Here is a 25,828-nt window from a genome sequence, read left to right as displayed (position 1 = left end):
CCCCCGCCGTTCCTACGGTCGTGCTGTTCCCGGAACCCGCCGGGACGCAGCCGCAAAGGAACGAACCATGTCCGTCACCACCACTCGCCTCGGACAGGCCGCCGGCCTCGCCGCCGCCGTCGCCGGCGCGATCTTCGTCCTCGTCCAGATCAACCACCCGCCGATGGAGCTCGCCAGCATCACGACGACCGACTGGGTCGTCCGCAGCACCGCCAAGACCGTCATGTCGGCGCTCGCCCTCGCCGGCATCACCGGCATGTACCTCCGGCAGCGGAGCCGGGTCGGGGTCCTCGGGCTCGCCGGGTACGTCGCCCTCGCCATCGGCTACCTCATGATGTTCGGGACCGAGTTCCTCGCCGCGTTCGTCCTGCCGACCGTGGCCGAGACCTCGCCGGTCTACGCCACGGACATCATCGTCAAGGCGTTCGGGGGGTCGGCCGTCGGCGACATCGGCGCGATGTCCGCGGTGCTCAACGCCACCGGCTTGGCCTACGTCCTCGGTGGTCTCGTCTTCGGCATCGCGACGTTCCGGGCGGGCATCCTCGCGCGCTGGGCGGCAGTGCTCCTCGCCGTCGGCAACACCGCGACCCTCGCGCTGGCGGCGCTGCCGGACTCGTTCAACCGGCCTTTCGCCGTGCCGACCGGGATCGCCCTCATCGGCCTCGGTGTCTCGCTGTCGCGCGACCAGCGACGTGAGCAGGCCGCGGCCGTCGCGGTCTCGACCTCGGCCGTCCAGCAACCGCAGGCCCGACGCACCGTGAACACCGGCCGCACGCAGGTGTCGGCGCGATGAGCGCCCGGCAGCGGGGCGAACGACCGGGCCGGTCGCGTGGCGGATGGCGCGCGGCGTGGGCGCCGATGGGGCTGATCGCGCTCAGCGTCATCCCGCTGTTCGCCGGGGCGGCACGGCTCGTCGAGCTCGGCGGGGGACCGGCCCTCATCCCCAGCGACACCCGGTTCACCGCTTCCCCGCTGCCCGTCACGGTCCACATCGTCTCCGCCGCGGTCTACGCCCCTCTCGGCGCACTCCAGTTCGTGTCGGGCATCCGCCGGCGGTGGCCGCAGTGGCATCGGGGAGCGGGACGCGTCCTCGTCCTCGCGGGGCTCGGGGTGGCGCTGTCGGCGCTCTGGCTGACCCTGTTCTTCCCGCCGCAACCGGACTCCGGTCCGCTGCTGTTCGTCCTCCGCGTCGGCTTCGGCTCAATCATGATCGCCAGCCTGGGATGGGCCCTGCGGGCGATCCTGCGTGGCGACGTCGACACGCACCAGGCGTGGATGACCCGGGCCTACGCGATCGCTCTCGCCGCCGGGACCCAGGTGTTCACCGAGGGGTTCGGGGGCGCGCTGCTCGGCGACAGCCCGCTCGCCCTCGACGTCTCCCGGGGTGCGGCCTGGGTCATCAACCTCGCGGTCGCCGAGTGGGTCATCCGCCGCCGTCGGGGTCGTGGTGCGCGTGTGTCCCGCCCCCTCCGGGGCCGGAGCCGGAGCAGGGGCGGGCCGGGGGTCGCGGGGCTGGTCGGTGGGCGTCGATGACCCCGGCCTACGAGCTCCGGGTCGAGGGGCACCTCGACGGGCACTGGTCCGATGCCTTCGGAGGTCTCGCCGTGCACCACGAGCCCGACGGGACGTCCACGCTCACCGGGCCGGTCGTCGACCAGACCCAGCTGCACGGGCTGTTGGCCGGACTGCGTGATGTGGGGGCGCCGCTGCTGTCCGTGCGGGCGCTCTCCGCGCCGGGCCCGCTGACCGGGCTCACCTGGCCCAGGCGCACCGCACGGCTCGCGATCCGCCCCGCCCGACCACAGGACGCCGAACCCATCTGGCGCTTCCGTCGCCAGGAGTCCGTATGCCGTTGGCTCACCGACGGCCCGGTCGCTCTCGAGCCGTATCGAGCGGCTTTCACCCACCCGGCCCGGCTTGCGACGACGCTGGTCGTCGAGCGGGACGGGGAGGTCGTGGGGGACCTCATGCTCCGCGTCGAGGACGCGTGGGCCCAGACGGAGGTCGCCGACCGGGCACGAGGGACCCAGGCGGAGCTCGGGTGGGTGATCGACCCGGCATTCGCGGGCCGGGGTTACGCGACGGAGGCGGTGAGCGAGCTCATCCGGATCTGCTTCGAGGAGCTGGGACTGCGTCGGGTCGTCGCTGCATGCTTCTCCGGCAACGAGGCGTCGTGGCGGCTCATGGAGCGGGTGGGCATGCGGAGGGAGGTGCATGCCGTGGCGGAGTCCCTGCACCGTTCGGGTGCGTGGCTGGACACCTATGGCTATGCGCTGCTGCGCTGAGAAGGCGTGGGGACCGGCGCCGCGGAACTCAGGCGTCCCGTCCGCCGTCTCCCTTGAAGGACGGGATCCCGTTCTCGAAGACGAAGGACGGCTTCCCGTGGCCGCAGTGCTTGCAGACGTCCCACCCGTTGTCGGGACCCTCCTTCTCCGGGTTGACGTGGTGCTCCCAGTGGTGGAAGCCGACGAAGCACAGGACACGGCGCATGATGCACCCCCGAGGTGAGGAAGTGCGCCCATCATCCGCCTCCGCCTGCCGACCGGCAATCCTCCGATCGGGTCATGAGCTGCGCAACGATGGCGTGCCCCTTCGGCTCATCTTCGCGGTGCCCTTGGGTCGGTGCCGACGTGCGACGTGGGTGGTAGCGCCCCTGTACGCATCCACCCACGTCGACTGGTGAAGTACCCGAATCCAGCCCGACGACACGCTCTCGCGGCCAACGAAACAGCCCTGACCGCTGGAGGGGAGCACTTCTGCCCAGTCACCGGCGATCCCGGGCCGTGAGTCCGGCCTCGTACGCGAAGATCACCGCCTGGACCCGGTCGCGCAGCCCCAGCTTCATCAGGAGGCGCCCCACGTGCGTCTTCACCGTCGTCTCCGAGACGTACAGCTCGGCCGCGATCTCGGCGTTCGTCAGCCCGCGCGCGACCGCTGACAGCACCTCCCCCTCCCGATCGGTGAGCGAGGCGAGCCGCCTCGTCACCGCAGGGTCCGCCACGGACGGCGGTCGCTCGATGAAGGCCTCGATCATCCGCCGCGTCACCGTCGGCGCGAGCAGCGACTCACCCGCGTGCACCGCCCGGATCCCCGCCACGAGCAGCTCCGGTGGGACGTCCTTGAGGAGGAACCCGCTCGCGCCGGCCTTGAGTGCGGCATAGACGTACTGGTCCATGTCGAAGGTCGTGAGCATGACGACGCGCGCGGCGCCCGCTCCCTCACGGACGAGCAGGCGCGTCGCCTCGATGCCGTCGACACCCGGCATGCGCACGTCCATGAGGACGACGTCAGGAGCGGTGGTCGCGGCCATCGCGACCGCCGCCTCGCCGTCCGCGGCCTCGCCGACGACCTCGAGGTCGGGCTCGATCTCGAGGATGAGCCGGAACCCGGCACGCACCAGGGCCTGGTCGTCGACGACGAGCACCCGGATCGGCTTGTCGGCTGCTGCGTCGGCACTCACGACGGGTCCACGGGAAGCGTCGCCACGAGCTCGAACCCGCCGTCGGTGCGGGGTCGGGTGACGAGCGAACCGCCGTACACCGCCACCCGTTCGCGCATCCCCCTGAGACCGTTGCCCAGGCCGTTGGGCGCAGCCGGCGCCGTCCCGTCGTCGCGCACCGCGAGCTCGACCACCTCGTCGCCGTAGGCGATCGACACGTCTGCCCGCTGCGGCTCGTGGGCGTGCCGCAGCGCGTTCGTCAGCCCTTCCTGGACGAGCCGGTATGCCGTGAGGTCCAGTCCTGGGGGCAGCTCCCGGACCTGCCCGCTCACCGACAGGACCACGGGCAGCCCGGCCGAGCGGAACGACTCGGCGAGCCGAGCGACCTGCGCCAGACCGGCCGGCGGTTCGAGGTCCGGTCCTTCGTCGGAGCCCGCCCCCGCCGCCTCCCGCAGCACCCCGACCATCCGTCGCATCTCGGCGAGGGCCTCGCGTCCGGTGGCCTCCACGGTCTCGAGCGCTTCGCGCTCCACGCCCTGTGAGGCGTCCAGCCGGCGGCGCACCGCGGAGGCCTGCACCGTCATCACCGAGACGCTGTGACCGATGACGTCGTGCAGCTCCCGGGCGATCCGGTTGCGCTCCTCCGCGACGGCGCGGGACGCCTGCTGCTCGGCCGTCACTCGCCGTTGCTCGCGATAGAGGGAGGAGACGCGCAGGAGCATGCCGAACAGCCACGCGATGACCGACGGAGCCAGCCACGCCATCCCGCCCAGACGCTCGACCCAGGTGGCGTTCATCGGGTCGAAGGTGGCCCAGGCGGCCACGATGAGTGTTCCGAGGCCCAGACCGACGAGCGCCTGCCTCCGCTCCAGGTGGCGACCGGCCGTGTACGTCGCGATGACCGGGGCCAGCGCCACGCTGGTGCCCTCGGGCGACCCCACGGCAGCGAACTCGACGAGTGAGGCCCCAAGCATTGCGGCGAGGACGGCGAGCGGGCGCACCCGGCGAGCGACGAGCAGGAGGGCGGTCACGGCATACAGGAACGACTGCGCCCAGAGCGGTCCCTGCCGGTGGGTCTCCCCGAGACCGAGCCACGCCTCGAGCTGGCCGAGCACACCGACGAGCAGTGCGACGGTGATGTCGAAGGCCCAGTTGCGGCGGCTCACGATCCGACGGTACGCCCGGCCGCGCAGGCCCACGTCCTCCTTGGGGAGGACCCGACAATCCTCCTGGAGTCCACCCGGGCCGCCGCCCCGGACGACGATGGCGACGGCGACGGCTTCCTACGGTCGAGCCATGGAGACCACACCGCACGACATCTCGCCGGCCACGGCCCGGCGGATCACGATCACGGCCTGGGCCATGGCGGCCTTCGGCACCGTCGCGGGGGAGCTGCACGCCCTGTCCCGCTTCAACAGCCACCCCGACGACCTCACCGAGGGCGGCTTCGGCAGCGTCTGGGCCGTCTGGGCCATCGACGCATTCCGACCGCTCCTCGAGTGGGGTGACCCGTACTTCGTCTACTGGACCTACGGCAAGATCTGGCTCCCCGTCTGCCTGGCCTTCGTCGCGGCGGCCTGGCTCGTCCACCGCCTTCGGCATCCCGTGGGAGCGGAGCGCTGGGCGTGGCGGCTGCAGCTCGCGGCCTACGCGCTCCTGCTGGTCTCGGTGGCCGGCGACTACTTCACGCCGTGGCCCGACGTCTTCTTCATCGTCGGACTGCCCGCGCTGCTCGTCATGGGGCTTGGCGGCATCTGGCTCGGGATCCTCCTGCTGCGCAACGGTTTCCGGCCAAAGGTCACGGCCTGGCTGCTCATCGCGTTCTTCCCGTTGTTCTTCGTGATCACGGAGATCACGTCGATGGGCAACGCCCTCCTGCCGCTCATGTGGGGCTGGGCGATCGCCGCACACCACGCCGTGAAGAGCCGGCGCGAGACAGAAGACGTCGCCGTCAGTGGCCTGCAAGCAGTGCGATGAGCGACTGCGCCTCCTCGGCGCACGCTGCGCACCCGACGAGGTGGCGGTCCATGGCGAGGTCGTGATGACCGGGCTCGTCCAGGACCGCCTCCACGTGGGTGTCCATCCGCTCGAAGCACTCGTCGCAGGACAGGTAGGGCGTGGTGTCGACGAGCAGTGCGGCGACAGCCGTGGGGGGGAGCTCGTGTGGGGGAGCGGGTGGGGACGTCATGACGATCCTGCCGTTGCATGGGGGTGGGGGTCCAGGTCGGATCCTGAGGCATCACCCGGCAGGTACCCCCGCGCGGTGAGGTCCTCGCGCAGGCGCCGCCGGACGTCGTGGACGGTCTTGTAGAGGGCGTTGCGGTTCGAGCCGAGGCGCTCGGCCAGGACGTCGATCGGCACGCCGTCGACGAGCAGGGCGACGGCGACCCGCCGCTGGTGGGGAGTCAGGCAGGTGTCCATCGCTCCGGCCACGGCGCGGGCGAGGTCGGCGCCCTCCGCCTGCCGCTCGGGTCCGTCGTGGGGGTCGCGCGGCACGCGCGCCAGGTCGAGGTCGCGCAGCTCCACCTCGCGGTGCTGCCACTGGAGCCGCCGCACGTCCGTCGCCGCCTGGAGAATGGCGAACTTGAACGCCCACGTCGTGAACCGGCTGCGCCCCTCGAAGGTGTGCAGCTTGCGCAGGAGCGCCGTCATCGCCTCGTCCGCGGCCTGGTTGACGATGACGTCGACGGTTCCCGGGGAGGCGTCGGGCAGCGCAGAGCGCATCCGCCACACCTGGTGGGCCGCCGCCCGCACCATGAGGCCGTGCAGCGCCCGCAGCGCCACCTGCTGGTCGGCGCCCGATGACGACAGCGCCGAGACCCAGTCCTCGGGCACCCCGTCATCGCTCGGGGGCCGCGTCGCGCCCTGACCGGAGGGCGCCAGGACGCCTTCTCGGCCCATGTCGTTCACCACGGACTCGTTCCCTCGTCGATCGGCGAGAGGATCCGCGCCGCCAGCCGCGGCGGGCAGCCGGCGTCGACGAGCGACAGCAGCGCGTGCAGGTCGGTCCGGGTCCCGGCGAGCGACTCCGCCAGAACCCACGGGAACCCGGCCTCGTGCAACCGGCACGCCCGCCAAGCGACGACGTCGACCGCTGGGCCGGCCGGCTGGCACGCCGCGGGGATCTGTGTCTGAGGGGTGGTCATGCCCTGTTCGCTGCACGGAGCCCCGCCGGTCTTACCGCCGTCCTCGACGCCGGTAAGGCCACCCACCCACACCGCCACCAACACGATGTCAGCCTCCCACCCAGCTCCCGTCCTGTCAGGCGGCGCCGGTCGGAGGCACTTCGCACCAGGAGGTCATCATGGCCACGATCGACACCCACACCCACCGAGAGGCCGAGGCGACGCAGCGCAGCCCCGGCGACCCGGCACACCAGGCGTTCGTCGTCCTTCGGGCGGCGTTCGTCGTCGCGCCGATCCTCTTCGGCCTCGACAAGTTCACGAACCTCATGACGGAGTGGGACCGCTACCTCGCGCCCGTCCTCTCCGACCCGCTGCCGTTCTCACCGCAGCAGGCGATGTATGCCGTCGGCGTCAGCGAGGTCGTCGCCGGCCTCGTCGTCCTGCTCCACCCCCGGCTCGGAGCGCTCGTCGTCGCGGCCTGGTTGGGCGGGATCATCCTCAACCTCCTGCTCATCCCAGGGTTCTACGACGTCGCGCTGCGCGACGTCGGGCTGCTGCTCGCCGCCGTTGCGCTGCAGCGACTCTCGACCCGGTACGACGCGCACGGGCTGCTCTGGCCGCTGCGCAGGGGCTGACGAAGCCCACCCGCTCAGCTGGTCGTGACCTCGTCGGGCATCGAGAAGCCGGCGCTCGGCGACGGGTCCAGCCGGTAGGCCCGCAGGGAGCGGGACATCGAGTCGAAGACGGCCACGTTGCCGGCACCGTCGTTCGAGTAGCGCGTCGTCGCGACGCCGAGCTGCTGCCCCTGCCACGCCGCGTCGTCGGCGCCGAGGAACTGCACCTCCCAGCCGAACTGCTCCTTCTGGACCCGGATGAGCTCCCGGGCCTTCTCCAGCGTGTACTCGTGCGAGGAGTTCTCGTGCCCGTCGGTCACGACGACGAACAGCACCCGACCCGGGCGTTCCCCCTCGGGGAGCGCGGCCAGGTCCTCGCCGGTGCGGACGACCTCCATGCCCACCGCGTCGAGCAGCGCCGTCATGCCGCGCGGCTCGAGCTCGAACGTGAACGGCGTGTCCCGCATCCGCTCGACCGTGTCGAACCGGTCGTCGAACTGGGCGAGCGTCACCGTGAAGCGACCGTCGAGGGCGAACTGCTCCAGCACGAGCGTCGTGATACCGGCCTGTGCCTCGTCGCGGACGCTGCTCATGCTGCCGGACCTGTCGACGACGAGGGTCAGGTGTGTGTAGGCGGGGTTGGTCATGGCGTCCTCCTGGGTGAAACGCAGTGCGGGAGTGGGCAGTCGGCGCGTCTGACGAGCCGGTCGAGTTCCAGTGTGCCGGTGACCACTGACAGCCACCGTGCCCCGCGCGTGGGCGTGGCACTCGTGCACCTCGGGTGGCCGCGCCCCTGCGCGCGGCCGCCCGAGGCGAGCGGACGGCATACGAGGAGTCAGGTGAGGGACACCGTCACTCCGCCCGAGAACATCGAGTCGTGCAGCTCGATCGACACCGGCTTCGAGCCCGCCGGCATGTCGTAGACGAGCGTCCCCTTGACCGAGTTGCCCGGGTTGATCTCGGAGATCCACACGTCGTTGTCCTCGAGGTGGATGCCGGCCATCGAGTTCGGGGTGAACGTGCGGCCCTGTGCGTCGACGACGGTCTGGGTGTCGGTGAACATCGTCTGGGGCTTGTCGCCGATGTTGGTGATGGTGAGGCGGACGAACGTGAACCGCCCCTGCGCCTTCTCCCCGAACCCGTCACTACCGACCTGGGCACCGCCGTCCTCCACCTTGGTGACGACGAACTCGAACTTCCCGTCGCGCACCTTGGTCCCGATCGCGGGAGCCTTCTTCGCGGCCGGCTTGGCCACGGGCTTGGGCGCCGTTGTCTGCTTGGCGGCGGGCGCCGTCCCGGCTGCTGCGGGTGACGCGGCCGTCGTCGGCTCGCTCGACGCGTCGCTCGGCGCGTCCCCTCCACCGCCGAGCGCGTTCGAGACCGCGCCGAACAGCAGCAGGGCGGCCAGGCCGGTGAGGATCTTGTGCCGCACGAACCAGTTCGGCTTCGTCACCGGCGGCGCCGGCGGGTTGGTCGGCTGCCACGGGCCCTGACCCTGGGGCGGGTGGCTGGGGTACTCGCTCATCTCGTTCTCCTCGTGTCTCGGCCGCGTTCGGGCCGGCTCGGCGTGATGGGTCGAGTTGATCCCGTGTGCCGGGTCGCGGTCTGCCACCTGTCGGCTCACCCTTCGTGGCCGATCGGGGGAGACGGGGTATGCCGTCTCCAGCCTTTCGGTGGACGCCGGCTGTCGGTGCGCGGTCCTACGGTTCGGCTCATGACAGCAGGACCCGCATCCGCACCCGCGCTCGGGCGACCCGACGGCAGACGCCGTCGGGTCGATCGCCTGCGCAGCCCGCGGGGGCGGAGCTGGCTGCTGTACCTGCCGATCTGCGTGATCAGCAGCTCGCTGGCGGTGTCGGCGTTCGAGGCGCGACAGTCGGGATGGGCCGACAGCGGCGTCATGTCGGACCTGGGGATGGCCATCTTCCTCGTCGCGCTGGCGTCGGCGGTCGCGCTCGGGTGGCGCCGGCAGTTCCCGGAGATCGTCGTCCTCGTGACGAGCGGTGTGGCGCTGGCGCTGCACGTCGACCCGGTGGCCGCTCTCATCGCGTTCGGCTCCCTCATGGTGCGGCGCCTCGACCGCGTCACCGCGGCCCTGGGCGGTCTCGTGGCCTTGGCGACCCTCGCGTCGACCTGGCGGGACACGCGCGGCTGGTCGATGGACACGTCCTTCTGGCAGTCGCTGCGGACCAATGACGCCTCGGTGTATCTCGCGCCCCTGCCCTGGTGGGCCGTGCTGCTCATCAGCGCTCTGCTGCTGGGCGTGACGTGCGGGCTCGCGCTCGTCATCCGGGCCCGCAGCTCGCTGTCCGAGGCGCAGCTCGCCGTCCGCGAGCAGCGCGTCGTCGTCGACCACCTCAGCGACGAGGTCGCCCGGCAGGCGGACCGCGAGCGGATCGCGCAGGAGGTGCACGACGCGCTCGGTCACCGGTTGTCGCTGCTGTCCCTTCACGCCGGGGCCCTTGAGGTGACCTCGGGGGGCGACCCGCGCGTGGCGGAATCGGCGGCCCTGGTGCGCGCGAACGCCCAACAGTCCATGGCCGACCTCCGCTCGCTGCTCGCGATGCTGCGCCAACCCGACTCTCCCGACGTGGCTGCGAACGTGCCGACGCTGCGCGACGTCCCGGCGCTCATCGACGAGACGGTGGCCACCGGGGTCAACCTCGTCTCGACCGTGCAGCTCGAGGGACTGGTCCGGCTCGACGAGACGACGAGCCGCAGCGCGTTCCGCATCACCCAGGAGCTGCTGACCAACGCTCGCCGCCACGCACCGGGCATCGGCGTGCGGGTGCTCGTGCGCGCGACACCGGAGGGTGGCGTCGAGATCGAGGTGGCGAACCACCTGCCGGCCCACGTGCCCGTCGAGTTCCACCCCGGGAGCGGCCTCGGTGGGATCCGCAACCGCGTCCTCCACCTCAGTGGCGACTTCCGCTGTTGGGTCGACGAACGCCGCGTCTTCCGGGTCGCGGCGCGTATGCCGTGGGTCTGGGCTGCAGAGATCGGTGCCACCTGGGTGCCGGCAGGAGACCCGTCGGCAGACCCGGCAGGAGAAGGAGAACGATGACCACGAGGGTGCTTCTCGTCGACGACGACCCACTGGTGTGCCGGGGTCTGGAGGGGATCCTCGGCGCAGCGGACGACATCGAGGTCGTCGGGAGCGTGCACGACGGCGACGAGGTCATCGACGCGATCCACCGGCACCGGCCGGACATCGTGCTCATGGACGTGCGGATGACCCGTCAGGACGGCATCACGACGACGGCGGCACTGCGCGCCCTGCCCTCGCACCTCTCGCACCTCACGCCGCCCAAGGTGATCATCCTGACGACGTTCGACCACGACGACGTGCTGATGCGCGCGCTCGGGGCCGGGGCGGCGAGCTTCCTGCTCAAGACCGCCGGGCCCCGCGAGATCATCGCGGCCGTGCAGTCGGTCGCGGCGGGGGAGGGCGCGCTGTCCCCGCGCAGCGCACGGCAGGTTGTCGAGCACCTCCAGTCCGACCCGGCGGGCGAGCTTCGGCGGGCGGCGGTCTCGCTCGTGGCCACCCTGACCGCTCGAGAGCGCGACGTGGTGCGGTGCATCGCGCGGGAGATGACGACGGCCCAGGCGGCTGGGGAGCTGTTTCTGGGGGAGGCGACGGTGAAGTCCCACCTGGGCCGGGCGCAGCTGAAGCTGGGCACTCAGAACAGGGTGGGGATCGGGATCATCGCGGACCGCGCCGGGCTGGTGTGAACACGGTCGTCCGTGACCACCGCCGGGGTCCGGTGGGAGAGCCGATAGGTCGGATCCGTTGCTGGAGTGACTCGCTCGCTGGGCGAGGAGCGCTGTCAGTGGTCGCCTCTAGTGTGGAGTCAGTCGTTGAAGGAGAGATCGATGGACGAGCAGGAGACACCCGTCACGCCGTTGCGTGGGGTGCTCACTGCCGCTCGTGACGGACTCTCCGGCATCGGTGACCTCCTCACCTCGCTCAGCGCCCACGACCTCGCCGAGGTCATGACGCTGGCCGACGAGGTGAAGTCCAAGGCGAGTGCCGCGCAGGTGCGAGTCACCGCCGAGGCCGCACACCGCGGGGAGTTCGCCTCAGCGCGTCGAGGCGACGGTTCCGTCCACGCGTGGGTGCGCGAGCACGCCCCCTCCCTCCGTCAGGGTGGCGCTGGGATGGTGGCGCAGCTCGCGCAGGACGCGGCCGCGTCGACTCCGGGCGGACTGTGGTCACGTGGCGGGCCCGAAGCTGGTCCCTTCGCCGACGAGGCCCGTCCGGAAGGCATCGTGTGGCGGCGAGTGGTCTCGGGGGAGGTGGGCGTCGGGCTGGCGCTGACCGCGTTGCGTGAGGTCGCCCGCATGAAGGACCTCCTCGTCGAGGAGGCCGTTCCCACCGTGACCGAGGCCATCCTCGACCTCGGTGTCGAGTGGGGGCAGGCCGAAGCCCGCAAGCTCCGCCCCCGACTCCTCGCGAAGCACGGTCTCGACGGCGAGCTCGACAAGGCGCACAAGCGGTTGCGCGCGGGCGCCTACCTGTCGGCTCCGGCTGTCGCGGATGGCGACCTGACGGAGTATCGGATGGCCATGACTCCTGAGCAGGACTGCCGGTTCGAGGCGGCGATCGGGCCGGGGTCGAAGCCCGCACCGAACCCGGTGACGGGCGAGGCCGATCTGCGCAGCGCGGGCCAACGACGCGTGGAGGCGCTCGCGTCGGTGTTGGGAGGTTCGGCCTCCACCGATGCGGCGGGCGCTTCGCCGGGCGGGGCGGCCACGGTGGTCCACGTGAGCATGAGCCTGGCCGACCTGCTCGCGGGGCTGTCCGGGGCGGGTTCCGAGCAAGGATGTGGCTCGGTCATGGGATCTCTCGCCCGCAGGACAGCCCTCGCGCCCTCGGTGGTACGTCAGATGGCCTGTGACGCTGACGTCGTCCCCATCGTGTTGGGGGCGGACGGTGAGGTCCTCGACCTCGGTCGCGCGACCCGCCTGTTCACCCGGGGCCAGCGTCGGATGCTCTGGCATCGCGACGGGTCGTGCACGTTCCCGGGGTGCACGATGCCGGCGGCGTGGACCCAGGCGCACCACATCGTGCACTGGGCCGATGGTGGCCCCTCGGACCCCAGCAACGCTGCTCTCCTGTGCCAGCGCCATCACACCCAGGTGCATGATCGACGGCTGATCGCCACCGTCCATCCACCGGATGCGCACGGTCGATCGGTGACGTGGGACCTGTGTCCCAGCAGCTATGACCGAGATCTTTCGGAGCGACTGGAAGCGTTTCGACGAGCGAAGGTGGCCTCAGCCGAACGTCACCGCCGCAAGCTCGACACCGGGCCCCCGGACGGGTGGGCGTCGGCCTTGCCCGATGCGGTGTTGCTCGAACTGGCCGAGGATTTCGAAGCCGAGCACCGAGCCCTGTTGGCTGGTGGGTTCGATGCGTGGGACCTCCCTGCCTGATCGCGCCGGATGGCGGTGGGTCGCACCCATCACCGCTGCGTGGTCGGCAGCGCACCCTCGGTCAGGAGGGGGGAGGCAGCAGTGCGGCCTCCAGCGTCTCGTGCACCCATCGTTCGAACCGGTCGAGGTCCCACCCGAGGTCGTCGACCAGCATCCGGTGCATGTTCGGACCGGTGACCGCCCAGACGGTGGCGGCCGCGTCCTCGACGCTGAGGCCGGCACGCAGCGGCCCGTTCGCTGCGACCCACCTCACTAACTGGGTGAGGTTGGCGAGTCGGGTCCGGTGCATCTCACGATGCTTCGCCGCAATCTCCGGGTCGATGAGGGCCGCGGAACGCATGACGTCGTCGATGGGTCTGGCGGCATTCGAGCGACGGACGATGTCCCTGGAGAACATCGCGAGCTGTCGTCGCTGGTCGGTCTCCGCCCTGACAGCCTGTGGGTCCTGCTGGTCGAGGACCCGCGGGCTGTCGGTCTCGCCCGTGACGGCGTAGTTGAGGACCTCGATGAGGAGCCGGCGCTTCGTCGAGAACTGTAGGTAGACGAGGTCCTCACTCACCCCCGCTTGTGAGGCGATCGAGGTGATGGATGTGCGGGGATATCCCTGTGCCACAAAGAGTTCCGTCGCGGCACGCAGGATGGACTCGCGGTTGGCCTTCGCCTTCGCGTCGCGCGCCGCGGATCGGTAGGGACGCCTCTTGACAGGTTCGTTCATCGAGGAGGACTCTAGTCAGATATTCACTCGGGTGCGACCCGAACCAATTGAAGGGAGATCGTCATGAGTGTGGGGTACGCCGTCGCCTATAGTCTCGGGATCCGGCCCTGGGAGCAGGCCGGCAATGAGGCGCAGGAGAGCTTTGACGTCCTCCTTGACCGGGAAGAGGCCGAGCGCCCGAAGCCGCCCGGTCGCGCGCTCGATCTCGGCTGCGGCCGCGGGGGCCACACCGCAGAGCTCGCCACACGTGGGTGGGAAGCCGTGGGCGTCGACAACATCGCGCGTGCCCTCGAGGACGCTCGGGCGGGCGCTCCCGCTGGAGCGACCTTCGTCAACGGTGATGTGGCCGCCCTCGACAGGTCCGCTTTGGGGACGTTCGACTTCTTCCTCGACATCGGCTGTTTCCACGGGTTGTCGAAGGAGCAGCAGACCGCTGAGGCTCGTGGCGTCACGTCGCTGGCGAACCCCGGAGCGACGGTTCTCATGCTCGCCTTCACTCCTCACGGGATGCCGCTACTCCCGTCGGGTGTGACCTCCGGGGACATCGCGTCGGCGTTCGCGGGCTGGACCATCGAGTCGGTCGAGCCAGCTGACACGACCGGGATGCCCAAGCCGCTGAGGCGAACCGCCCCGCAGTGGTACCGCCTCCGCCTGAAGTGATCGCCGGTCGCCACCACCGACGCGTCATCGCGGGCGGGTGCAAGCGTCAGTACCGGTAGAGGCGCGCTCTCGCCTCGGCCACGGTGAGGTTCGACGGCGTTCCCTGGATGGTCACCGTGTCGGGGATCGCGATCCACGCGCCGCCATCGACCCGGAAGCGACCGGTGTACGTCGCGTTGATCTGGACCGGCGCCACCATCTTCGTGCGGTAGGTGTGGATGACGTCACCCGTGGGGTGAGGTCCGCCGAGACTCTTGACCGGCCCGAGCGCCTCGCCGTCGCCGAAGACGTACGTGGCGCTGACGAAGACCGGTTCGATGTCGACTCGGCGTCCCACCAACGTCGTCGAATCCGGCTCCCCAGGCTCGAAACCTTGCGTGGGCCACCTCAGTTCGTAGTAGGTCGGCAGGTTGACCAGAGTCTTCAGTCCAACGGGCTGGATGGCGGCTGTCGGCCTGGCGAAAGTCGTCTTGTGGAACTGGTCGAGGATCATCTGCATCGTCAGGACATTGTTTGAGCCGGGCACCAGCGAAGCCAAGCATGTGTAATCAACTTGCTCCCATTGGGCACCGGGGATGACGCGGCCTGTTCGATCGACCTGTATCCGCCACACCCATACAGCCGGTCCGTCCGTGCCTCCAGTTGTTCCTCCGCCGTTGCACACGGCGAACTCAGCCGTGCAACTGGGCTGGGCAGCGTCCCCCTGTCCCGGTGGGGCGCCGGAGCAATATGACGTCGTGGCGTACATGAACCAAGGGGGCTTCGATGCCTGCGCGGATGTCGGCATCGAGTTTCCGAGATCACTTAGTTCCGAAGCAGAGAGACCGTTAAGCGCTGCCCCATCTTGAGTTGCCTCACCAAAGATGTCGTCGCCTCTTGACGCTGGGGCCAACCCAACTGCAACGCAGATGGTCAACCCGATCAGGCAGGCGCGGCTAGGCCGTCCATGTACCACTGGCCCTCCTTCCACGCGACCAAAGCCAGTCGGGTGCCTTTGGCTGCGGCTTGGGTGTCGACGACGACACCATTCCCATTCACGATGTCGACTGCGTTCTGGGTCATGACGAAAGACACTCGTCGCTTGCCGCTGGGGCTGCCGGGCAGTGACCGAGCGTTCGTGAGTGGCTCGATCGGGATCCCCGACATCCGGTGACCCTTGGCCGCGTACTCGCGCGGTTCGCCCGCGATGTCGGCACAGCTCTTGCAGCTTTCGGTTGATAGAGCCGGAATGAGTGCGGCATCGGGTTTTGTGTAGGCGAGGTTCACTTGCTCGAACCAGAAACGAACGAAGGCGATCGCTCCTGCATCGGTGTTCGCCCGGGCTGCTGCGGGGATGTTGATCGAGGCGGTCGTGCTGGGGCGGGGCGTCCCTGATGCCGATGGGGACGCGCTGCTTGCAGACGCAGAGGGAGTCGACGCGTTCGATGGCGTCGGGGTGGCGCTCGGGTCCTCCTCACTACCGTCGCAGCCCGCCAGAGCGAGCGTGACCACGGTCGCTGCGGACACGGCATACGTCATGCGTGCACGGGTCGTCATCGTGAGGAACCCCTCCATCGAGCGGTGCCCCGCAGCCGCCCAGGCGCCCTCGAGGCATCAAGTTCTGCCATCAAGGTTAGGGATTCCGCTCGGTTACGCCACCCCCCAAGGGGACCTGACGCCCTGAGACGCCCCGGCTCAAGGGCTGACAACCCAGCACGACCAGTACGAACACTCACGAGACCGAGTGTGCCCAGATACGCGGATTCGACCGTGGAGTTGTCCCCAGGCCGCCGCCCGGATCAGCGCGTACGAGCCGCTGCCGCGACCGTGCGCACGTCGGCGGGGTCGGTCATCGCCCACCGCACGGTCGCCGTCGCGGCGTCCCCGATCGGCCGCGCGAGGACCATCTCCGTCACCGGCAGCCACGGCAGGCGCAAGGGCCGACGAGCCCAGCGGGGGAGCAGGGCGACGGCACCGGCAGCGAGGGCGGCATACCCGGCCTTCGCGGCCAGCGGCAGCGGCGGGTGAAGGAGCAGGAAACGCGCAGCCTCCCGCGACGCGGCCGTGGACTCGAGCTCGGGCCGGTAGGACTCGATCATCGCGGCCAGCGCAGACGTCGTCAGCGGCGGATCCACGACCCCCAGGCGCCGGGCCACGACCGCCGTCTGCTCGACGTAGAGGTCGGCTTCGGCCTCCGTGAGCGGCTCAGCGGCATACCGCTGGAACGCGGTGAGGAAGCTGTCCACCTCGGTGATGTGGACCCAGCGCAGCAGGTGCGGGTCGCTCGCGGCATACGGGCGTCCGTCCTCGGCCTTGCCACGCACGCGCTCGTGGATCGAGCGCACCCGCGCGATCTGCGTCTCCGCGTGCTCGATCGTCCCGAACGTCGTCGTCGCGAGGAACTCGCTCGTGCGCTGCAGCCGCCCCCACGGGTCGCCCTTGAAGCCGGAGTGTCCAGCGACGCCGGCCATGGCGAGTGGGTGCAGCGACTGGAGCAGCAGAGCCCGGATCCCACCGGGGAACATCGCGGCGTCAGCATGCACCCGCCAGACCGGGTCCTCGGGCGTGAACCAGCGCTCGCCCTCGGCGCCCCAGATCACCCGGGCCTTGGCAGCGGCGTCGTCGCCGGCGACCCGCGAACGCAAGGCGTGCGCGAGCTGCGTCCGGGCGCGAGCGTCCCAGCGGTCGGGGTTCACGCTCGTGTCGTCGCGGGACGCCATCACTCACTCCTCGGGGCAGATGTGACAAACCCTATACACACCACCTGACAGGTGGCTGGGAGTGCGCCGAGAGGAACTGTCAGTGGTCGTTGGCAGCATCATCGGCATGGAGATCACGGCAGCCCTCACGCTCGGGCGCCGCCTGCTGCGCGAGCACGGGCTGGGCGACTGGAGCATCCGCACCGACCGCGCCAAGACCCGAGCGGGCGTATGCCGTTTCGCCACCCACACGATCTCCCTCAGTGCCGCGCTGACGCGCCTCCACGACGAGGCGGAGGTGCGCGACACGATCCTGCACGAGATCGCCCATGCCCTGGTCGGACCGTTCCACGGTCACGACGACGTCTGGCGCGCCAAGGCCGTCGAGATCGGCTGCACGGGCCAGCGCACCGTGCCGTCGACCGCGCCCCGCGTTGAGGGTCCGTGGCGCGGAGTGTGCCCGGAGGGGCACGTCTCCACCCGTCACCGACGGCCCACCCGCGTCCTCAGCTGCTCACGCTGCAGCACCGCGTTCGACTCCACGTCGGTGATCTCGTGGACCTACCGCGGGCGGCGGGTCGCCATGAGCCAGGCGTACCGCGCCGAGCTCGAGTCGCTCACCGGTCGCGTCACCGTCGGCGCGTCGACCGCGACGGCCGCGTCGGTCGCGCCGGCGGCTCCCGCACTCGCGCTCGGGTCGGTGGTGCGTATTGTCACCGCCGGCCCGCTGCGTGGCTCCGTCGGCGAGGTCGAGGCGGCGTACGCGACGCGCAGCCAGGTCCGCGTCGACGGTGAGCTGTATGCCGTCCCCAACGACGCGCTCGAGCTCGCCCCCAGCCTCGCCAGCTGACCGTCGGCTCCGGGCGCGAGGCCTCGACGGTGTTCGGCCCCGTCGCTAGCGTGAGAGACGTCAGACCGCCCTCCACGGAAGGTTCGTCATGGATGCCCAGCCGGATGTCGTCGTCCTGCTCTCCCGCGCTATCGACCAGACCGAGAGCCTGCTCGCGGACGTCTCGCCGGACGACTACGACAAGCCGTCTACGTGCAGTGACTGGAACGTGCGCGAGCTCGTCCAGCACGTCGCCGCATCGCCGCGCAACTTCGTCGACATGTTCTCCGGCAAGGACGTCGACTGGGCCAGCCCTCCGGCCCTGCCTGACGACCCGGCTGCCGACTTCCGCTCGGGTGCGGACGAGCTGCTCGCACACCTGCGCTCGCAGGACGGTGGTGGGTCCTCGAGTGCGGCCCTGCCCGAGTTCGCCGTCCACGCCTGGGACCTCGCGCAGTCGACCGGCAGCTCGCGCCCCCTCGACGACGAGGTCGCGAAGCACGCCCTCGCCTTCATGAGCAACAACCTCACCCCCGAGAACCGCGGCGGGGTGTTCGGACCCCCGGTGCACGTCGACGACGACCGGTCGGTCCAGGACCGGCTGGCCGCCTTCGCCGGACGCACGCCCCCGACCTGATTTCGCGAAAGCGGCCCCCGCCGGCGCCCTTGCCTCGTAGTCTGCGCGGACCACGACGACGAAGGGTATGAGCCATGAGTCAAGCGCCCGAGGGTTTGTACCAGCTGCCCGATGGAGTGAACCAGAACTGGAACGGGTCGCACTGGGTGCCCGGCCCCGAGGCCGGTGCGTTGACCTCGGCCGAGCCGATGGCGGACACCCCTCGCAGGTGGTCGTGGTCCGACTACTCCTTCGCGGCGGGGTGGCGGCGCGACCGCAGCTGACCCCAGCCCCGCGTCAGATCGCGTCAAATGGTGAACGGTGACTGCGCTTCGAAGGCGGCGTTCCTGGGTGTGCCCCAGAAGAGATTCGGTGTCTGTGTCGGAGAGGCCATGCGCTGCAGGATCTTGTCCTTGAGGTCCGCGTAGTTGGCCGCGGTCTCCCAGACCTCTCGCAATGCCCTCGTGAAGGCTCCGTTCTGATGGCCTTGGGGATCCGGTCGTCCGTCGCTGGCGGTCTGGCTGTCCTGACACGCGGCGATCAGCAGGACGCTGCACGTGGGGGCTGCCGTCGCGGCTCGATCCGCCACGGCCTGCTGGTACATGTCGGCACGCCGCTCCATGTCCTCGGTTGCACGCACTGGGTCGAGCAGCCGCGCCCGAGGGGGCACGCTGTCGGAGAGGACGCGATCCACCGACCCGGCTCCGATCCTTCGGATGACGCCTCGCGCCACCTCACGCGCTCGGTCCGTGCGCGCGGCAACGTTTGGACCCGGCAGATGCGTGGCGATGACGTCAGCGAGCCCGAAGCCGAGGTCGAGGGTGATGCCGGGAGTCAGGGTCAGTCCCTCGTCGGACGCTCCTGCCCTCAGGGCTTCGGTCTCGCGGACGAGTGCCTCGCTGAGCTCTTCGATCTTGCGGCTCACGGTCCCGCTGTGGCAGCTGTCGGAGCAGATCATGAGGCGAACCCCGGGACGGAACCGACCCCACAGCCCGTACAGCTCGTTGTCGATCAGCTGACGGTCTGACAACACCCACGTCTCACTGCGCTGGTCGTCCTCGTTGGGGTCCGGTACGTGGCTTCCGTGCCCGGAGTAGGTGATGAGGAAGATGTCGCCGGCCTGCAGCGTCTGCGCGGCTTGCTCGATGCTGGCAATGACCGCCAAGGACGTGGCGGCGCCGTCGATCAGTTGCCGACCACGGAAGCCCTGTCGTCTGGCCAGCTCCTGCATGTCGTTAGCGTCGTTCACGCACCCGGCTAGGTCGGGTACGTGGAAGGGGTAGGCGTTCGGGTCGACCCTGTTCAACCCGATGTGCAGTGACAGTCCCTGCGCCGTGTGCCCTTCTTGGGCTGGCTCTTCCACCACCGCGCTGCTCAGGGCTGCCATGGTCAGGGGCCCCACGGCACCGTCTGCCTGCAGCCCTTGCGCCCGCTGGAAGGCCAGGACCGCAGCGCGGACCCGGGGCCCGAACATGCCATCCGTCGGTCCGGGGTCGTAGCCGGCCTGCCTGAGCAGGTCCTGCAGCTGTCGCACGTCCTCACCCGTCGCCCCCAGCCGCAGGGTGCGGGTGAACACCGATCTGGTTCCACCGAGCATTGGCTCGTCCTTTCACTTGCTTCGGAGGGCCGGCGCGGGGGTCGAGGTTGCCTTCCCGCCGCACCGGCCCCGGTCATGATGGGTAGGTCACCAGTCGGACGCGGCGGGGGTCTGGAGCCCTCGGCCGCCGAAGATGGAACCCAAGATCGACGGAGCGGCTTGGATCAGGGTCGGCGCGACCGCGGCGAGGAGAGAGCCGAAGAACCTCTGCGCCTCAGGATCCGTCATCGCCGGCGGTGTGGCATCGGTGCCTCGCTGCTGGTTGAAGGCGCTGATGATCGAGGGCACCGCGGACGCAATGGCCGGGATGAGCATCCCGAGCAGTGGGAAGATCCGCTGGTTCTCCTCCTCAACGCTCCGCGGAGGCGGGCCCGAGGTGAGCTGGTTCACCAGATCCGGAACCACATCGAGGAGCTTGGGCAGGAGTGCCGAGAGGATGTCCGTGAAGTCGCGTTCGACTGACGCGGTGTCGCGTTGCTCCGGCAGCCCGAGGTCACGGCGACGCTGCTGGAACATCGCGAGGATGTGCGGTGCGACGGTCGGCACCACGTGGTTGACGAGTGCCGAGACCAGGCCCCCGAAGAAGCGCTGGGCGTCCTGCCCTCCCCCGACCTGTCCGGGGGTGTCGCCCGTGGGCGAATCCGGTCCGAAGTCGCGCTTCGTTCCGGCGTCGCGTTGGGCGGCGACGAGATCCTGGACGACGGCATCGATGAGTCGACTCGTGGCGGCACTTGTCGGTGCCTGTGCGGTGGCTGTCATGGTTCCTCCCGGGTCTGGGTGATGCGGTGTTCTCGGTCGTCAAGGCGGGCCTTGACGGGTGCCGGAGCCCGAGGACCGGGCTTGCCGAGGTGGGAGCGCACGTCGCAGCTGGTGCTGGGTCGAGCGCGGTCTGACGCGCGGCCGGCGGGGGTGAACGTGCCCCTCGTGTCTGCGTTCTCATGCTCGGCATTCAATGCCTTGGCAGCGTTCAGCCCCGTCGCCGATGCATCACACCCCGCGCTCATCGGTCCTGCCGCGCCGCCTCGCTCCTGTCCCGCCGTCGACTCAACGTCCTCTCAGCGTCGGCTCAGCGCCGTCTCAGCGTGCTTGGGCGCGCGGCGTCCGTGGGTGCGGAGTCCGGGCGCCCGGACGACCACTTCAGCTCGGGCGCGGCCACCGAACGGTCAGGTGCCCACTGGGCGATTCGCCGTCCGACGGGGGAGAAGGTCGCTCCGATCCACGAGCTGAGACTCCGGCAGTGCTGACGCGGCCGCCCGCGGCGATGGGAGGAGATGTGTCACGAGGGCGGTCACGGCGGGACCGGGCTGTCCGCAGCCCTCACGACTCAACCGCTCCTCGAAGGTGCGGTACCTCACCAGCGCCTCGACCGCGTTTCCCTGACGCAGAGCCGCGTCGATGAAAAGCCGGTTGGACGTCTCTCGCAGGGGATCCAGGCTGATGGCCACCAGCGCGCTCTCGCAGGCCTCAGCGAGTCGCCCCGTTAGCAGGAGCCGCAGCGACTGTTGTTCCCAGGCCTGCACCTGTTGGAGCCTCAGTCGCTCACGGTGCTCGATGAGCCAGGTGTCTCCCCAGCCGGGGAGGAGCTCCTGGTCGGCCCGAGACGGTGGATCGGTCACCCCGCCCGTTCCGTGCGCCGACAGATGGAACCAGTTTCGTGCGTCGTGCACGTCAACGGCGACCACCAGATCCCCGAGGCGAAGGACGTCCGCCTGGACGTGCACGAGTCCGGGCGCGTCGGTCTGCAGCCTCCACAGGACGGTGCGGAGATTGCTCACCGCTCGTTCCATGGGCATGTTGTCGTAAAGACGCGCGGCGATCTCGTTGCGAGTGACCACATCGTCGACGGCCAGAATGGCGACCACACGACGAGTGCTTGGCCTGAGGTACAGAATGCGTCCGCCCTGATGGACCACGAAACCCCCGAGCACACGGATCGTGAAGGCATTCTTTGCCCGTCGGCCCATGGGCCCCTCCCAAGGTCAGCGCAAACCCCGCCGCACAGGGTCCGCCTCGCTTTGCTCACACGGCATGAGTCCGCTGCTGTCACCGACCACGCTCGCATCCGGCATTGGGGTGCAGCAAGTTCTCCCGTTCCTTCGACATTCCCACTGAACACAATGCCAAGCGATGGGTCGAGTCTCCGCCCGACCGAGTGTCGTGTCCAATTGGGCGAAGCCGGGGATTTGGGCCCGCGGATCTTCGGCCCACCACCACTTTCTCGGCGGCGGGATCCCGACGAACGGGTGTCCGAACGGGATCCCGCAACGCCTCAGCGTGAGGACGTGGAAAGCGCTCGATCGTAGGTGCGACATAGGCATTCACGCGCACCCGACCGGCGCGGCAAGCACTTCACGCATTCCAGCGGAGGGGCTCGTGGTGACCCCAGTGACGTCATCATGACAACGACAACCGGTTGTTGCGCATTGTCACGGGAGGCACGCCACCCCGGAGCGAGCTCCCACTCCTATGCTCGGCCCATGAGCGACGTGACCCGGGTGGACTACGACGGCGAGGGGCTGTCCGAGGAGCACGTCGCCCCGACCCCGTGGCAGCAGGCGCAGCGGTGGGTCGACGACGCCGTCGAACGGTCGCGCGCCCGCGACGACGTGCCCGAGCCGTACGCCCTGTCCGTGGCGACCGTCGACGCGTCCGGCGTCCCCAACGTCCGCACCGTCCTCATGCGCTTCTTCGACGAGCGCGGCCCGGGCTTCCTCACCAACACCGACTCCACCAAGGGCGTCGAGCTCGCCGGCAACCCCGCCGTCGCGGCCTCGCTGACCTGGCCGTCGATGTACCGCGCCGTCCGCTTCCGCGGCCGCGCCGAGCTGCTCGACCGCGCGGAGGTCGCCACCTACTTCGCCAGCCGGCCGTGGGGATCGCGCATCTCCGCGTGGACCTCGCGCCAGTCGCAGCCGGTGACGTCGCGCGCCGAGCTCGAGACGGCATACGAGGCGTATGCCGTCCGCTGGCCGGACCGGGGCACCGTGGACGACGTGCCGCTCCCGGACTTCTGGGGCGGCTACCGGATCGTCTGCGACGAGGTCGAGTTCTGGGGTGGGCGGCGCAACCGGCTGCACGACCGGCTCGTCTTCACCCGGACCGCCGAGGGGTCCCTCGACGATGCCCCGGCGTGGGTGCTGGGGCGTCGTCAGCCCTGACCGGGCGCCGTTACGCTGAGCGGGACCATCGACGAAGGAGCAGCACCCGCCATGACGCCCGAGCAGACCGGCACCACCCCGGCCGTGAGCACCGAGCAGCACATCGAGACCACCGAGCGCTATGCGGCGCACAACTACCACCCGCTGCCGGTCGTCCTCGCCAGCGGTGAGGGTGCGTGGGTCACCGACGTCGACGGGAAGCGCTACCTCGACTGCCTCGCCGGCTACTCCGCCCTCAACTTCGGTCACTCGCACCCGCAGCTCGTCGAGCGCGCCCGTGAGCAGGTCGGCACCCTCACGCTGACGAGCCGCGCCTTCTTCAACGACCAGCTCGGCCCGTTCGCGCAGGCCCTCGCCGAGCTCACCGGCAAGGACATGGTCCTCCCGATGAACTCGGGTGCCGAGGCCGTCGAGACCGCCATCAAGGTGAGCCGCCGCTGGGGCTACGAGGTCAAGGGCGTGCCCGAGGACCAGGCCAACATCATCGTCATGGAGGGCAACTTCCACGGCCGCACGACGACGATCATCAGCTTCAGCGACGACAAGGTCGCGCACGACAACTACGGCCCCTACACGCCGGGCTTCCGCGCGGTCCGCTACGGCGACATCGACAGCCTCCGCGCCGCGATCGACGAATTCACCGTGGCCGTCCTCTTCGAGCCGATCCAGGGTGAGGGCGGCGTCGTCGTCCCGCCCGAGGGCTTCCTGCGCGAGCTGCGCGCGGTCTGTTCCGAGGAGAACGTCCTCATGGTCGCCGACGAGATCCAGTCCGGTCTCGCACGCACCGGCACGACCTTCGCGTGCGACCTCGAGGACGTCGTCCCCGACATGTACATCCTCGGCAAGGCCCTCGGCGGTGGCCTCTACCCCGTCTCCGCCGTCGCCGCGAACACCGACGTGCTCGGCGTCATCACCCCCGGCTCCCACGGGTCCACGTTCGGTGGCAACCCGCTCGCGGCCGCGATCGGACACGAGGTATGCCGTCTGCTCGCCACCGGTGAGTACCAGGAGCGCGCGCGTCGGCTGGGTGCGCGTCTGCTCGCCGGGCTCGAGCCGCTCGTCGGACACGGGCTCGACGCCGTCCGGGTGCGCGGGCTCTGGGCCGGGCTCGACGTCACGCCGGGTGGCCCGACCGGCCGCGAGCTGTGCGAGCGGCTCATGGAGCGCGGCATCCTCGCCAAGGACACCCATGGCATGACGATCCGCCTCGCCCCGCCGCTCGTCATCACCGAGGACGAGGTCGACATGCTCGTCGCGGCCGTCACGGAGTCGCTCACCGCCTGACGTGAGGGCCGTTCGCGGGGCGCGCGGACGGCATACGCCGTCGGTCAGGCCGACACGGTCAGACCGACGGCGTCGCCGCGGTGCCAGCGGACGACCTGCGCGAGGGACTGGCGCATGTCGGCCGGCAGCAGGGTGGCGTTGACGCGCTCCGCCAGGTCGGCGTCGGCGCCGGCGCCCCCGATGGCGAGCGGGTAGTGGCGGGCGAGCACCCGCAGCGCACCGCCGTGCGCCTCGAACACCCGACTGCGGGTGGCGGACACGATGACGCCGGACGCACCGACGACCCGGCACACGTCGGCCAGCCCCGGCAGGGGCGTGTCCGAGCCGAGGAAGCGTGACGGCACTCCGGCGCCCACCAGGAGCACGTGGAAGCAGAGCAGGCCGAGGTCGTGGCGCTCACCGGGCGGGCAGGCCAGCACGACCGGGTCGGTGGCGGTGGCGGTGGCGGTGGCGGTGGTCGACGTGTCGGCCTCGGACAGGGCGGCGCTGTTGAGCCACGACCGGACCACCTGGCTCGCGAAGTGCTCCGACGCGACGGTGCAGTCGCCGCGCTCCCACGCACGTCCCACGGCGTTGAGGAACGGCAGCACGACGTCGGTCACGACGACGGCCACGCCGAGGTCGCGCGCCTGCTGACGGAGCTCGGCGCGTAGCGCGCGCTCGTCCATGGTCTGGGCCGCGGCGAGCATCGCGTCGACCGGAGTCGGCGCCGGGAAAGTGAGGGTCACCCCCGAAGTGTAGGCGCCTCGCGCCTCCACCTGCGGTTATGCCGTGAGACGGGTACGTCACAGGCCGTTTCCGCAGCGGCGGATGGCAGGGTGGGGGGATGAGCTCCTCGGATCGTACCCGGCAGGTCGGCGTCACCCTCGCCGAGATCTTCTGCGTCATCGGCACGCTCGTCGGCGTCGGGGTGATCGGCACCCGGGTGGAGGAGTCGGGCGGGGGATCACTGTCGGCGGACGCGACGCTGCTCGCCCCGGCGGGGCCGGCGTTCTCGATCTGGTCGGTCATCTACGTGGGGCTCGCCGCCTACACGGTGTGGCAGTGGCTCCCCGCCGCCGGTCGCAGCGAGCTGGCCCGGCGGACCGGATGGCTGTTCGCGGCCTCGATGGTGCTCAACGCCGCGTGGCTGCTCGTCACCCAGCAGGACTGGATCTGGCTCAGCGTCGTCGTCATCCTCGCGCTCCTGCTCGTGCTCGCCCGGCTCGCCCTCGAGCTCGCCTCGACGCCGGACGACGCCGGCGACCCCGTCGGGACGTGGATCGTGCGGCTCACCGCGGGGCTCTACCTCGGCTGGGTCGCCGTCGCGACGTTCGCCAACATCGCGGCGGCGCTCGCGAACAGCGGGTTCGGGCTCACCGGTGGCGCGGTTGCCGTGGGCGTGGCGCTCGTGGCGCTGGTCGTCGTCGTCGCCCTCGCGGTGTCGCTGCTGCGTCTGGCGCCCACCCGGCTGGGTGTCGCCGCGGCCGTGGTGTGGGGACTGGGCTGGCTGGCCTGGGGCCGGTTCGGGGACGAGCCGCGCTCGACCGTGGTCGGGGCTGCGGCCGTGCTGGCTGCGCTGGCCGTGGCTGCTGCGGTGGTCGTGGTGACCCGGCGCGAGCGTTCCGCGGCGCGGCCCGAGCGCGTCAGCACCGAGGCGGATGCGGCCATCCACTGAGCCGAGCGCGGTCCGGCCGG

The 25,828-nt window shown here is 70.4% G+C and carries 31 protein-coding genes; 15 read left to right on the top strand and 16 right to left on the bottom strand.

Annotation, left to right across the window (positions count from 1 at the left end; all coding sequences use genetic code 11):
- The first annotated feature begins 67 nt into the window (after positions 1 to 67).
- Genes AC3EU2_RS00765 through AC3EU2_RS00755 form a run of 3 tightly spaced genes read left to right on the top strand, consistent with a single transcriptional unit; the run spans position 68 to position 2,285 of the window.
- On the top strand, positions 68 to 793 hold the full coding sequence (locus AC3EU2_RS00765) for a hypothetical protein (protein WP_488177845.1): 726 nt from the start codon (positions 68 to 70) through the stop codon (positions 791 to 793).
- Positions 790 to 1,533 carry a DUF2306 domain-containing protein gene (locus AC3EU2_RS00760; RefSeq protein WP_488177844.1) on the top strand — a complete coding sequence of 248 codons (744 nt, stop codon included), beginning with the start codon at positions 790 to 792 and terminating at the stop codon, positions 1,531 to 1,533. Before AC3EU2_RS00765 ends, AC3EU2_RS00760 begins: the two co-directional genes overlap by 4 nt.
- Entirely contained in the window at positions 1,530 to 2,285 is a 756-nt protein-coding gene (locus AC3EU2_RS00755) for a GNAT family N-acetyltransferase (RefSeq protein WP_488177843.1), read from the top strand. The genes AC3EU2_RS00760 and AC3EU2_RS00755 overlap by 4 nt, the downstream gene beginning before the upstream one ends.
- A 28-nt stretch (positions 2,286 to 2,313) precedes the next feature.
- Here the strand turns inward: AC3EU2_RS00755 and AC3EU2_RS00750 are convergent, their stop codons facing one another.
- The 3 genes from AC3EU2_RS00750 to AC3EU2_RS00740 all read right to left on the bottom strand — a co-directional run bounded on the left by AC3EU2_RS00750 (position 2,314) and on the right by AC3EU2_RS00740 (position 4,605).
- Positions 2,314 to 2,490, bottom strand: a complete 177-nt coding sequence (locus AC3EU2_RS00750) for a hypothetical protein (protein WP_488177842.1) — start codon at positions 2,488 to 2,490, stop codon at positions 2,314 to 2,316.
- A 274-nt stretch (positions 2,491 to 2,764) separates the two neighbouring features.
- On the bottom strand, positions 2,765 to 3,460 hold the full coding sequence (locus AC3EU2_RS00745) for a response regulator (protein ID WP_488177841.1): 696 nt from the start codon (positions 3,458 to 3,460) through the stop codon (positions 2,765 to 2,767).
- Positions 3,457 to 4,605 carry a sensor histidine kinase gene (locus AC3EU2_RS00740; protein WP_488177840.1) on the bottom strand — a complete coding sequence of 383 codons (1,149 nt, stop codon included), beginning with the start codon at positions 4,603 to 4,605 and terminating at the stop codon, positions 3,457 to 3,459. Before AC3EU2_RS00740 ends, AC3EU2_RS00745 begins: the two co-directional genes overlap by 4 nt.
- A gap of 130 nt (positions 4,606 to 4,735) precedes the next feature.
- Between AC3EU2_RS00740 and AC3EU2_RS00735 the strand changes: the two genes are divergently transcribed.
- A complete protein-coding gene (locus AC3EU2_RS00735) occupies positions 4,736 to 5,416 on the top strand; it encodes a hypothetical protein (protein WP_488177839.1) in 681 nt (226 codons plus the stop codon).
- On the opposite strand, the gene AC3EU2_RS00730 is transcribed toward AC3EU2_RS00735, so the two are convergent.
- The 3 genes from AC3EU2_RS00730 to AC3EU2_RS00720 are packed head-to-tail and all read right to left on the bottom strand — an operon-like array spanning position 5,391 to position 6,585.
- Positions 5,391 to 5,627 (bottom strand): hypothetical protein, encoded by a 237-nt coding sequence (locus AC3EU2_RS00730; RefSeq protein WP_488177838.1) that lies wholly within the window; start codon positions 5,625 to 5,627, stop codon positions 5,391 to 5,393. The two genes, AC3EU2_RS00735 and AC3EU2_RS00730, sit on opposite strands and share 26 nt — an antisense overlap.
- On the bottom strand, positions 5,624 to 6,349 hold the full coding sequence (locus AC3EU2_RS00725; RefSeq protein ID WP_488177837.1) for an RNA polymerase sigma factor: 726 nt from the start codon (positions 6,347 to 6,349) through the stop codon (positions 5,624 to 5,626). The genes AC3EU2_RS00730 and AC3EU2_RS00725 overlap by 4 nt, the downstream gene beginning before the upstream one ends.
- A complete protein-coding gene (locus AC3EU2_RS00720; protein WP_488177836.1) occupies positions 6,346 to 6,585 on the bottom strand; it encodes a hypothetical protein in 240 nt (79 codons plus the stop codon). Before AC3EU2_RS00720 ends, AC3EU2_RS00725 begins: the two co-directional genes overlap by 4 nt.
- Before the next feature lie 158 nt (positions 6,586 to 6,743).
- Here AC3EU2_RS00720 and AC3EU2_RS00715 point away from each other — a divergent pair, with 158 nt between their 5' ends.
- A complete protein-coding gene (locus tag AC3EU2_RS00715; RefSeq protein WP_488177835.1) occupies positions 6,744 to 7,199 on the top strand; it encodes a hypothetical protein in 456 nt (151 codons plus the stop codon).
- Positions 7,200 to 7,213: 14 nt separating this feature from the next.
- Here AC3EU2_RS00715 and AC3EU2_RS00710 read toward each other — a convergent pair whose 3' ends face one another.
- Together AC3EU2_RS00710 and AC3EU2_RS00705 are read right to left on the bottom strand one after the other, a co-directional pair.
- The gene (locus tag AC3EU2_RS00710) at positions 7,214 to 7,825 is read right to left on the bottom strand and encodes a vWA domain-containing protein (protein WP_488177834.1); all 612 of its coding nucleotides are present in this window, start codon (positions 7,823 to 7,825) and stop codon (positions 7,214 to 7,216) included.
- Between the two features lie 188 nt (positions 7,826 to 8,013).
- Positions 8,014 to 8,703, bottom strand: a complete 690-nt coding sequence (locus AC3EU2_RS00705; protein WP_488177833.1) for a DUF4352 domain-containing protein — start codon at positions 8,701 to 8,703, stop codon at positions 8,014 to 8,016.
- A gap of 189 nt (positions 8,704 to 8,892) precedes the next feature.
- On the opposite strand from AC3EU2_RS00705, the gene AC3EU2_RS00700 reads away from it, so the two are divergent.
- The 3 genes from AC3EU2_RS00700 to AC3EU2_RS00690 all read left to right on the top strand — a co-directional run bounded on the left by AC3EU2_RS00700 (position 8,893) and on the right by AC3EU2_RS00690 (position 12,614).
- Positions 8,893 to 10,242 carry a sensor histidine kinase gene (locus tag AC3EU2_RS00700; protein WP_488177832.1) on the top strand — a complete coding sequence of 450 codons (1,350 nt, stop codon included), beginning with the start codon at positions 8,893 to 8,895 and terminating at the stop codon, positions 10,240 to 10,242.
- Positions 10,239 to 10,910, top strand: coding sequence for a response regulator transcription factor (locus AC3EU2_RS00695; protein WP_488177831.1), 672 nt, complete (start codon positions 10,239 to 10,241; stop codon positions 10,908 to 10,910). The genes AC3EU2_RS00700 and AC3EU2_RS00695 overlap by 4 nt, the downstream gene beginning before the upstream one ends.
- A gap of 141 nt (positions 10,911 to 11,051) precedes the next feature.
- Positions 11,052 to 12,614, top strand: a complete 1,563-nt coding sequence (locus tag AC3EU2_RS00690; protein WP_488177830.1) for an HNH endonuclease signature motif containing protein — start codon at positions 11,052 to 11,054, stop codon at positions 12,612 to 12,614.
- 61 nt (positions 12,615 to 12,675) lie between these two features.
- Here the strand turns inward: AC3EU2_RS00690 and AC3EU2_RS00685 are convergent, their stop codons facing one another.
- The gene (locus AC3EU2_RS00685; RefSeq protein ID WP_488177829.1) at positions 12,676 to 13,329 is read right to left on the bottom strand and encodes a TetR/AcrR family transcriptional regulator; all 654 of its coding nucleotides are present in this window, start codon (positions 13,327 to 13,329) and stop codon (positions 12,676 to 12,678) included.
- Between the two features lie 63 nt (positions 13,330 to 13,392).
- Here AC3EU2_RS00685 and AC3EU2_RS00680 point away from each other — a divergent pair, with 63 nt between their 5' ends.
- Positions 13,393 to 13,989: a class I SAM-dependent methyltransferase gene (locus AC3EU2_RS00680; RefSeq protein WP_488177828.1), complete on the top strand. Its 597-nt coding sequence runs from the start codon at positions 13,393 to 13,395 to the stop codon at positions 13,987 to 13,989.
- A gap of 46 nt (positions 13,990 to 14,035) precedes the next feature.
- Here the strand turns inward: AC3EU2_RS00680 and AC3EU2_RS00675 are convergent, their stop codons facing one another.
- From AC3EU2_RS00675 to AC3EU2_RS00665, 3 genes are all read right to left on the bottom strand, one after another.
- Positions 14,036 to 14,482 carry a hypothetical protein gene (locus AC3EU2_RS00675; protein WP_488177827.1) on the bottom strand — a complete coding sequence of 149 codons (447 nt, stop codon included), beginning with the start codon at positions 14,480 to 14,482 and terminating at the stop codon, positions 14,036 to 14,038.
- A 428-nt stretch (positions 14,483 to 14,910) separates the two neighbouring features.
- Positions 14,911 to 15,507, bottom strand: a complete 597-nt coding sequence (locus AC3EU2_RS00670; protein WP_488177826.1) for a DUF6318 family protein — start codon at positions 15,505 to 15,507, stop codon at positions 14,911 to 14,913.
- 260 nt (positions 15,508 to 15,767) lie between these two features.
- Positions 15,768 to 16,688 (bottom strand): oxygenase MpaB family protein, encoded by a 921-nt coding sequence (locus tag AC3EU2_RS00665; RefSeq protein ID WP_488177825.1) that lies wholly within the window; start codon positions 16,686 to 16,688, stop codon positions 15,768 to 15,770.
- 106 nt (positions 16,689 to 16,794) lie between these two features.
- On the opposite strand from AC3EU2_RS00665, the gene AC3EU2_RS00660 reads away from it, so the two are divergent.
- The 3 genes from AC3EU2_RS00660 (at position 16,795) to AC3EU2_RS00650 (ending at position 18,396) form a co-directional block, all read left to right on the top strand.
- A complete protein-coding gene (locus AC3EU2_RS00660; RefSeq protein WP_488177824.1) occupies positions 16,795 to 17,517 on the top strand; it encodes a SprT-like domain-containing protein in 723 nt (240 codons plus the stop codon).
- Positions 17,518 to 17,605: 88 nt separating this feature from the next.
- A complete protein-coding gene (locus AC3EU2_RS00655; protein ID WP_488177823.1) occupies positions 17,606 to 18,133 on the top strand; it encodes a TIGR03086 family metal-binding protein in 528 nt (175 codons plus the stop codon).
- A 74-nt stretch (positions 18,134 to 18,207) separates the two neighbouring features.
- Positions 18,208 to 18,396, top strand: a complete 189-nt coding sequence (locus tag AC3EU2_RS00650; protein ID WP_488177822.1) for a hypothetical protein — start codon at positions 18,208 to 18,210, stop codon at positions 18,394 to 18,396.
- A gap of 23 nt (positions 18,397 to 18,419) precedes the next feature.
- On the opposite strand, the gene AC3EU2_RS00645 is transcribed toward AC3EU2_RS00650, so the two are convergent.
- From AC3EU2_RS00645 to AC3EU2_RS00635, 3 genes are all read right to left on the bottom strand, one after another.
- Complete coding sequence (locus AC3EU2_RS00645; RefSeq protein ID WP_488177821.1) at positions 18,420 to 19,709, bottom strand: peptidoglycan-binding protein; 1,290 nt, start codon at positions 19,707 to 19,709, stop codon at positions 18,420 to 18,422.
- Between the two features lie 87 nt (positions 19,710 to 19,796).
- Entirely contained in the window at positions 19,797 to 20,468 is a 672-nt protein-coding gene (locus tag AC3EU2_RS00640; RefSeq protein WP_488177820.1) for a hypothetical protein, read from the bottom strand.
- Positions 20,469 to 20,872: 404 nt separating this feature from the next.
- Positions 20,873 to 21,571, bottom strand: coding sequence for an AfsR/SARP family transcriptional regulator (locus AC3EU2_RS00635; RefSeq protein WP_488177819.1), 699 nt, complete (start codon positions 21,569 to 21,571; stop codon positions 20,873 to 20,875).
- 615 nt (positions 21,572 to 22,186) lie between these two features.
- Between AC3EU2_RS00635 and pdxH the strand changes: the two genes are divergently transcribed.
- Both pdxH and rocD read left to right on the top strand, forming a co-directional pair.
- On the top strand, positions 22,187 to 22,867 hold the full coding sequence (gene pdxH, locus AC3EU2_RS00630) for a pyridoxamine 5'-phosphate oxidase (RefSeq protein ID WP_488177818.1): 681 nt from the start codon (positions 22,187 to 22,189) through the stop codon (positions 22,865 to 22,867).
- 51 nt (positions 22,868 to 22,918) lie between these two features.
- Positions 22,919 to 24,151, top strand: a complete 1,233-nt coding sequence (rocD, locus tag AC3EU2_RS00625; RefSeq protein WP_488177817.1) for an ornithine--oxo-acid transaminase — start codon at positions 22,919 to 22,921, stop codon at positions 24,149 to 24,151.
- A gap of 44 nt (positions 24,152 to 24,195) precedes the next feature.
- Here rocD and AC3EU2_RS00620 read toward each other — a convergent pair whose 3' ends face one another.
- Positions 24,196 to 24,879 carry a cobalamin B12-binding domain-containing protein gene (locus tag AC3EU2_RS00620; protein ID WP_488177816.1) on the bottom strand — a complete coding sequence of 228 codons (684 nt, stop codon included), beginning with the start codon at positions 24,877 to 24,879 and terminating at the stop codon, positions 24,196 to 24,198.
- Between the two features lie 98 nt (positions 24,880 to 24,977).
- Here AC3EU2_RS00620 and AC3EU2_RS00615 point away from each other — a divergent pair, with 98 nt between their 5' ends.
- The gene (locus tag AC3EU2_RS00615; RefSeq protein ID WP_488177815.1) at positions 24,978 to 25,808 is read left to right on the top strand and encodes a TspO/MBR family protein; all 831 of its coding nucleotides are present in this window, start codon (positions 24,978 to 24,980) and stop codon (positions 25,806 to 25,808) included.
- The last annotated feature ends 20 nt before the right edge of the window (positions 25,809 to 25,828 follow it).

This window comes from Knoellia sp. B-D-2 (assembly GCF_057714695.1).
Note: the sequence above shows the minus strand (reverse complement) of the source record. Positions and strands in the feature narration are given on the sequence as shown.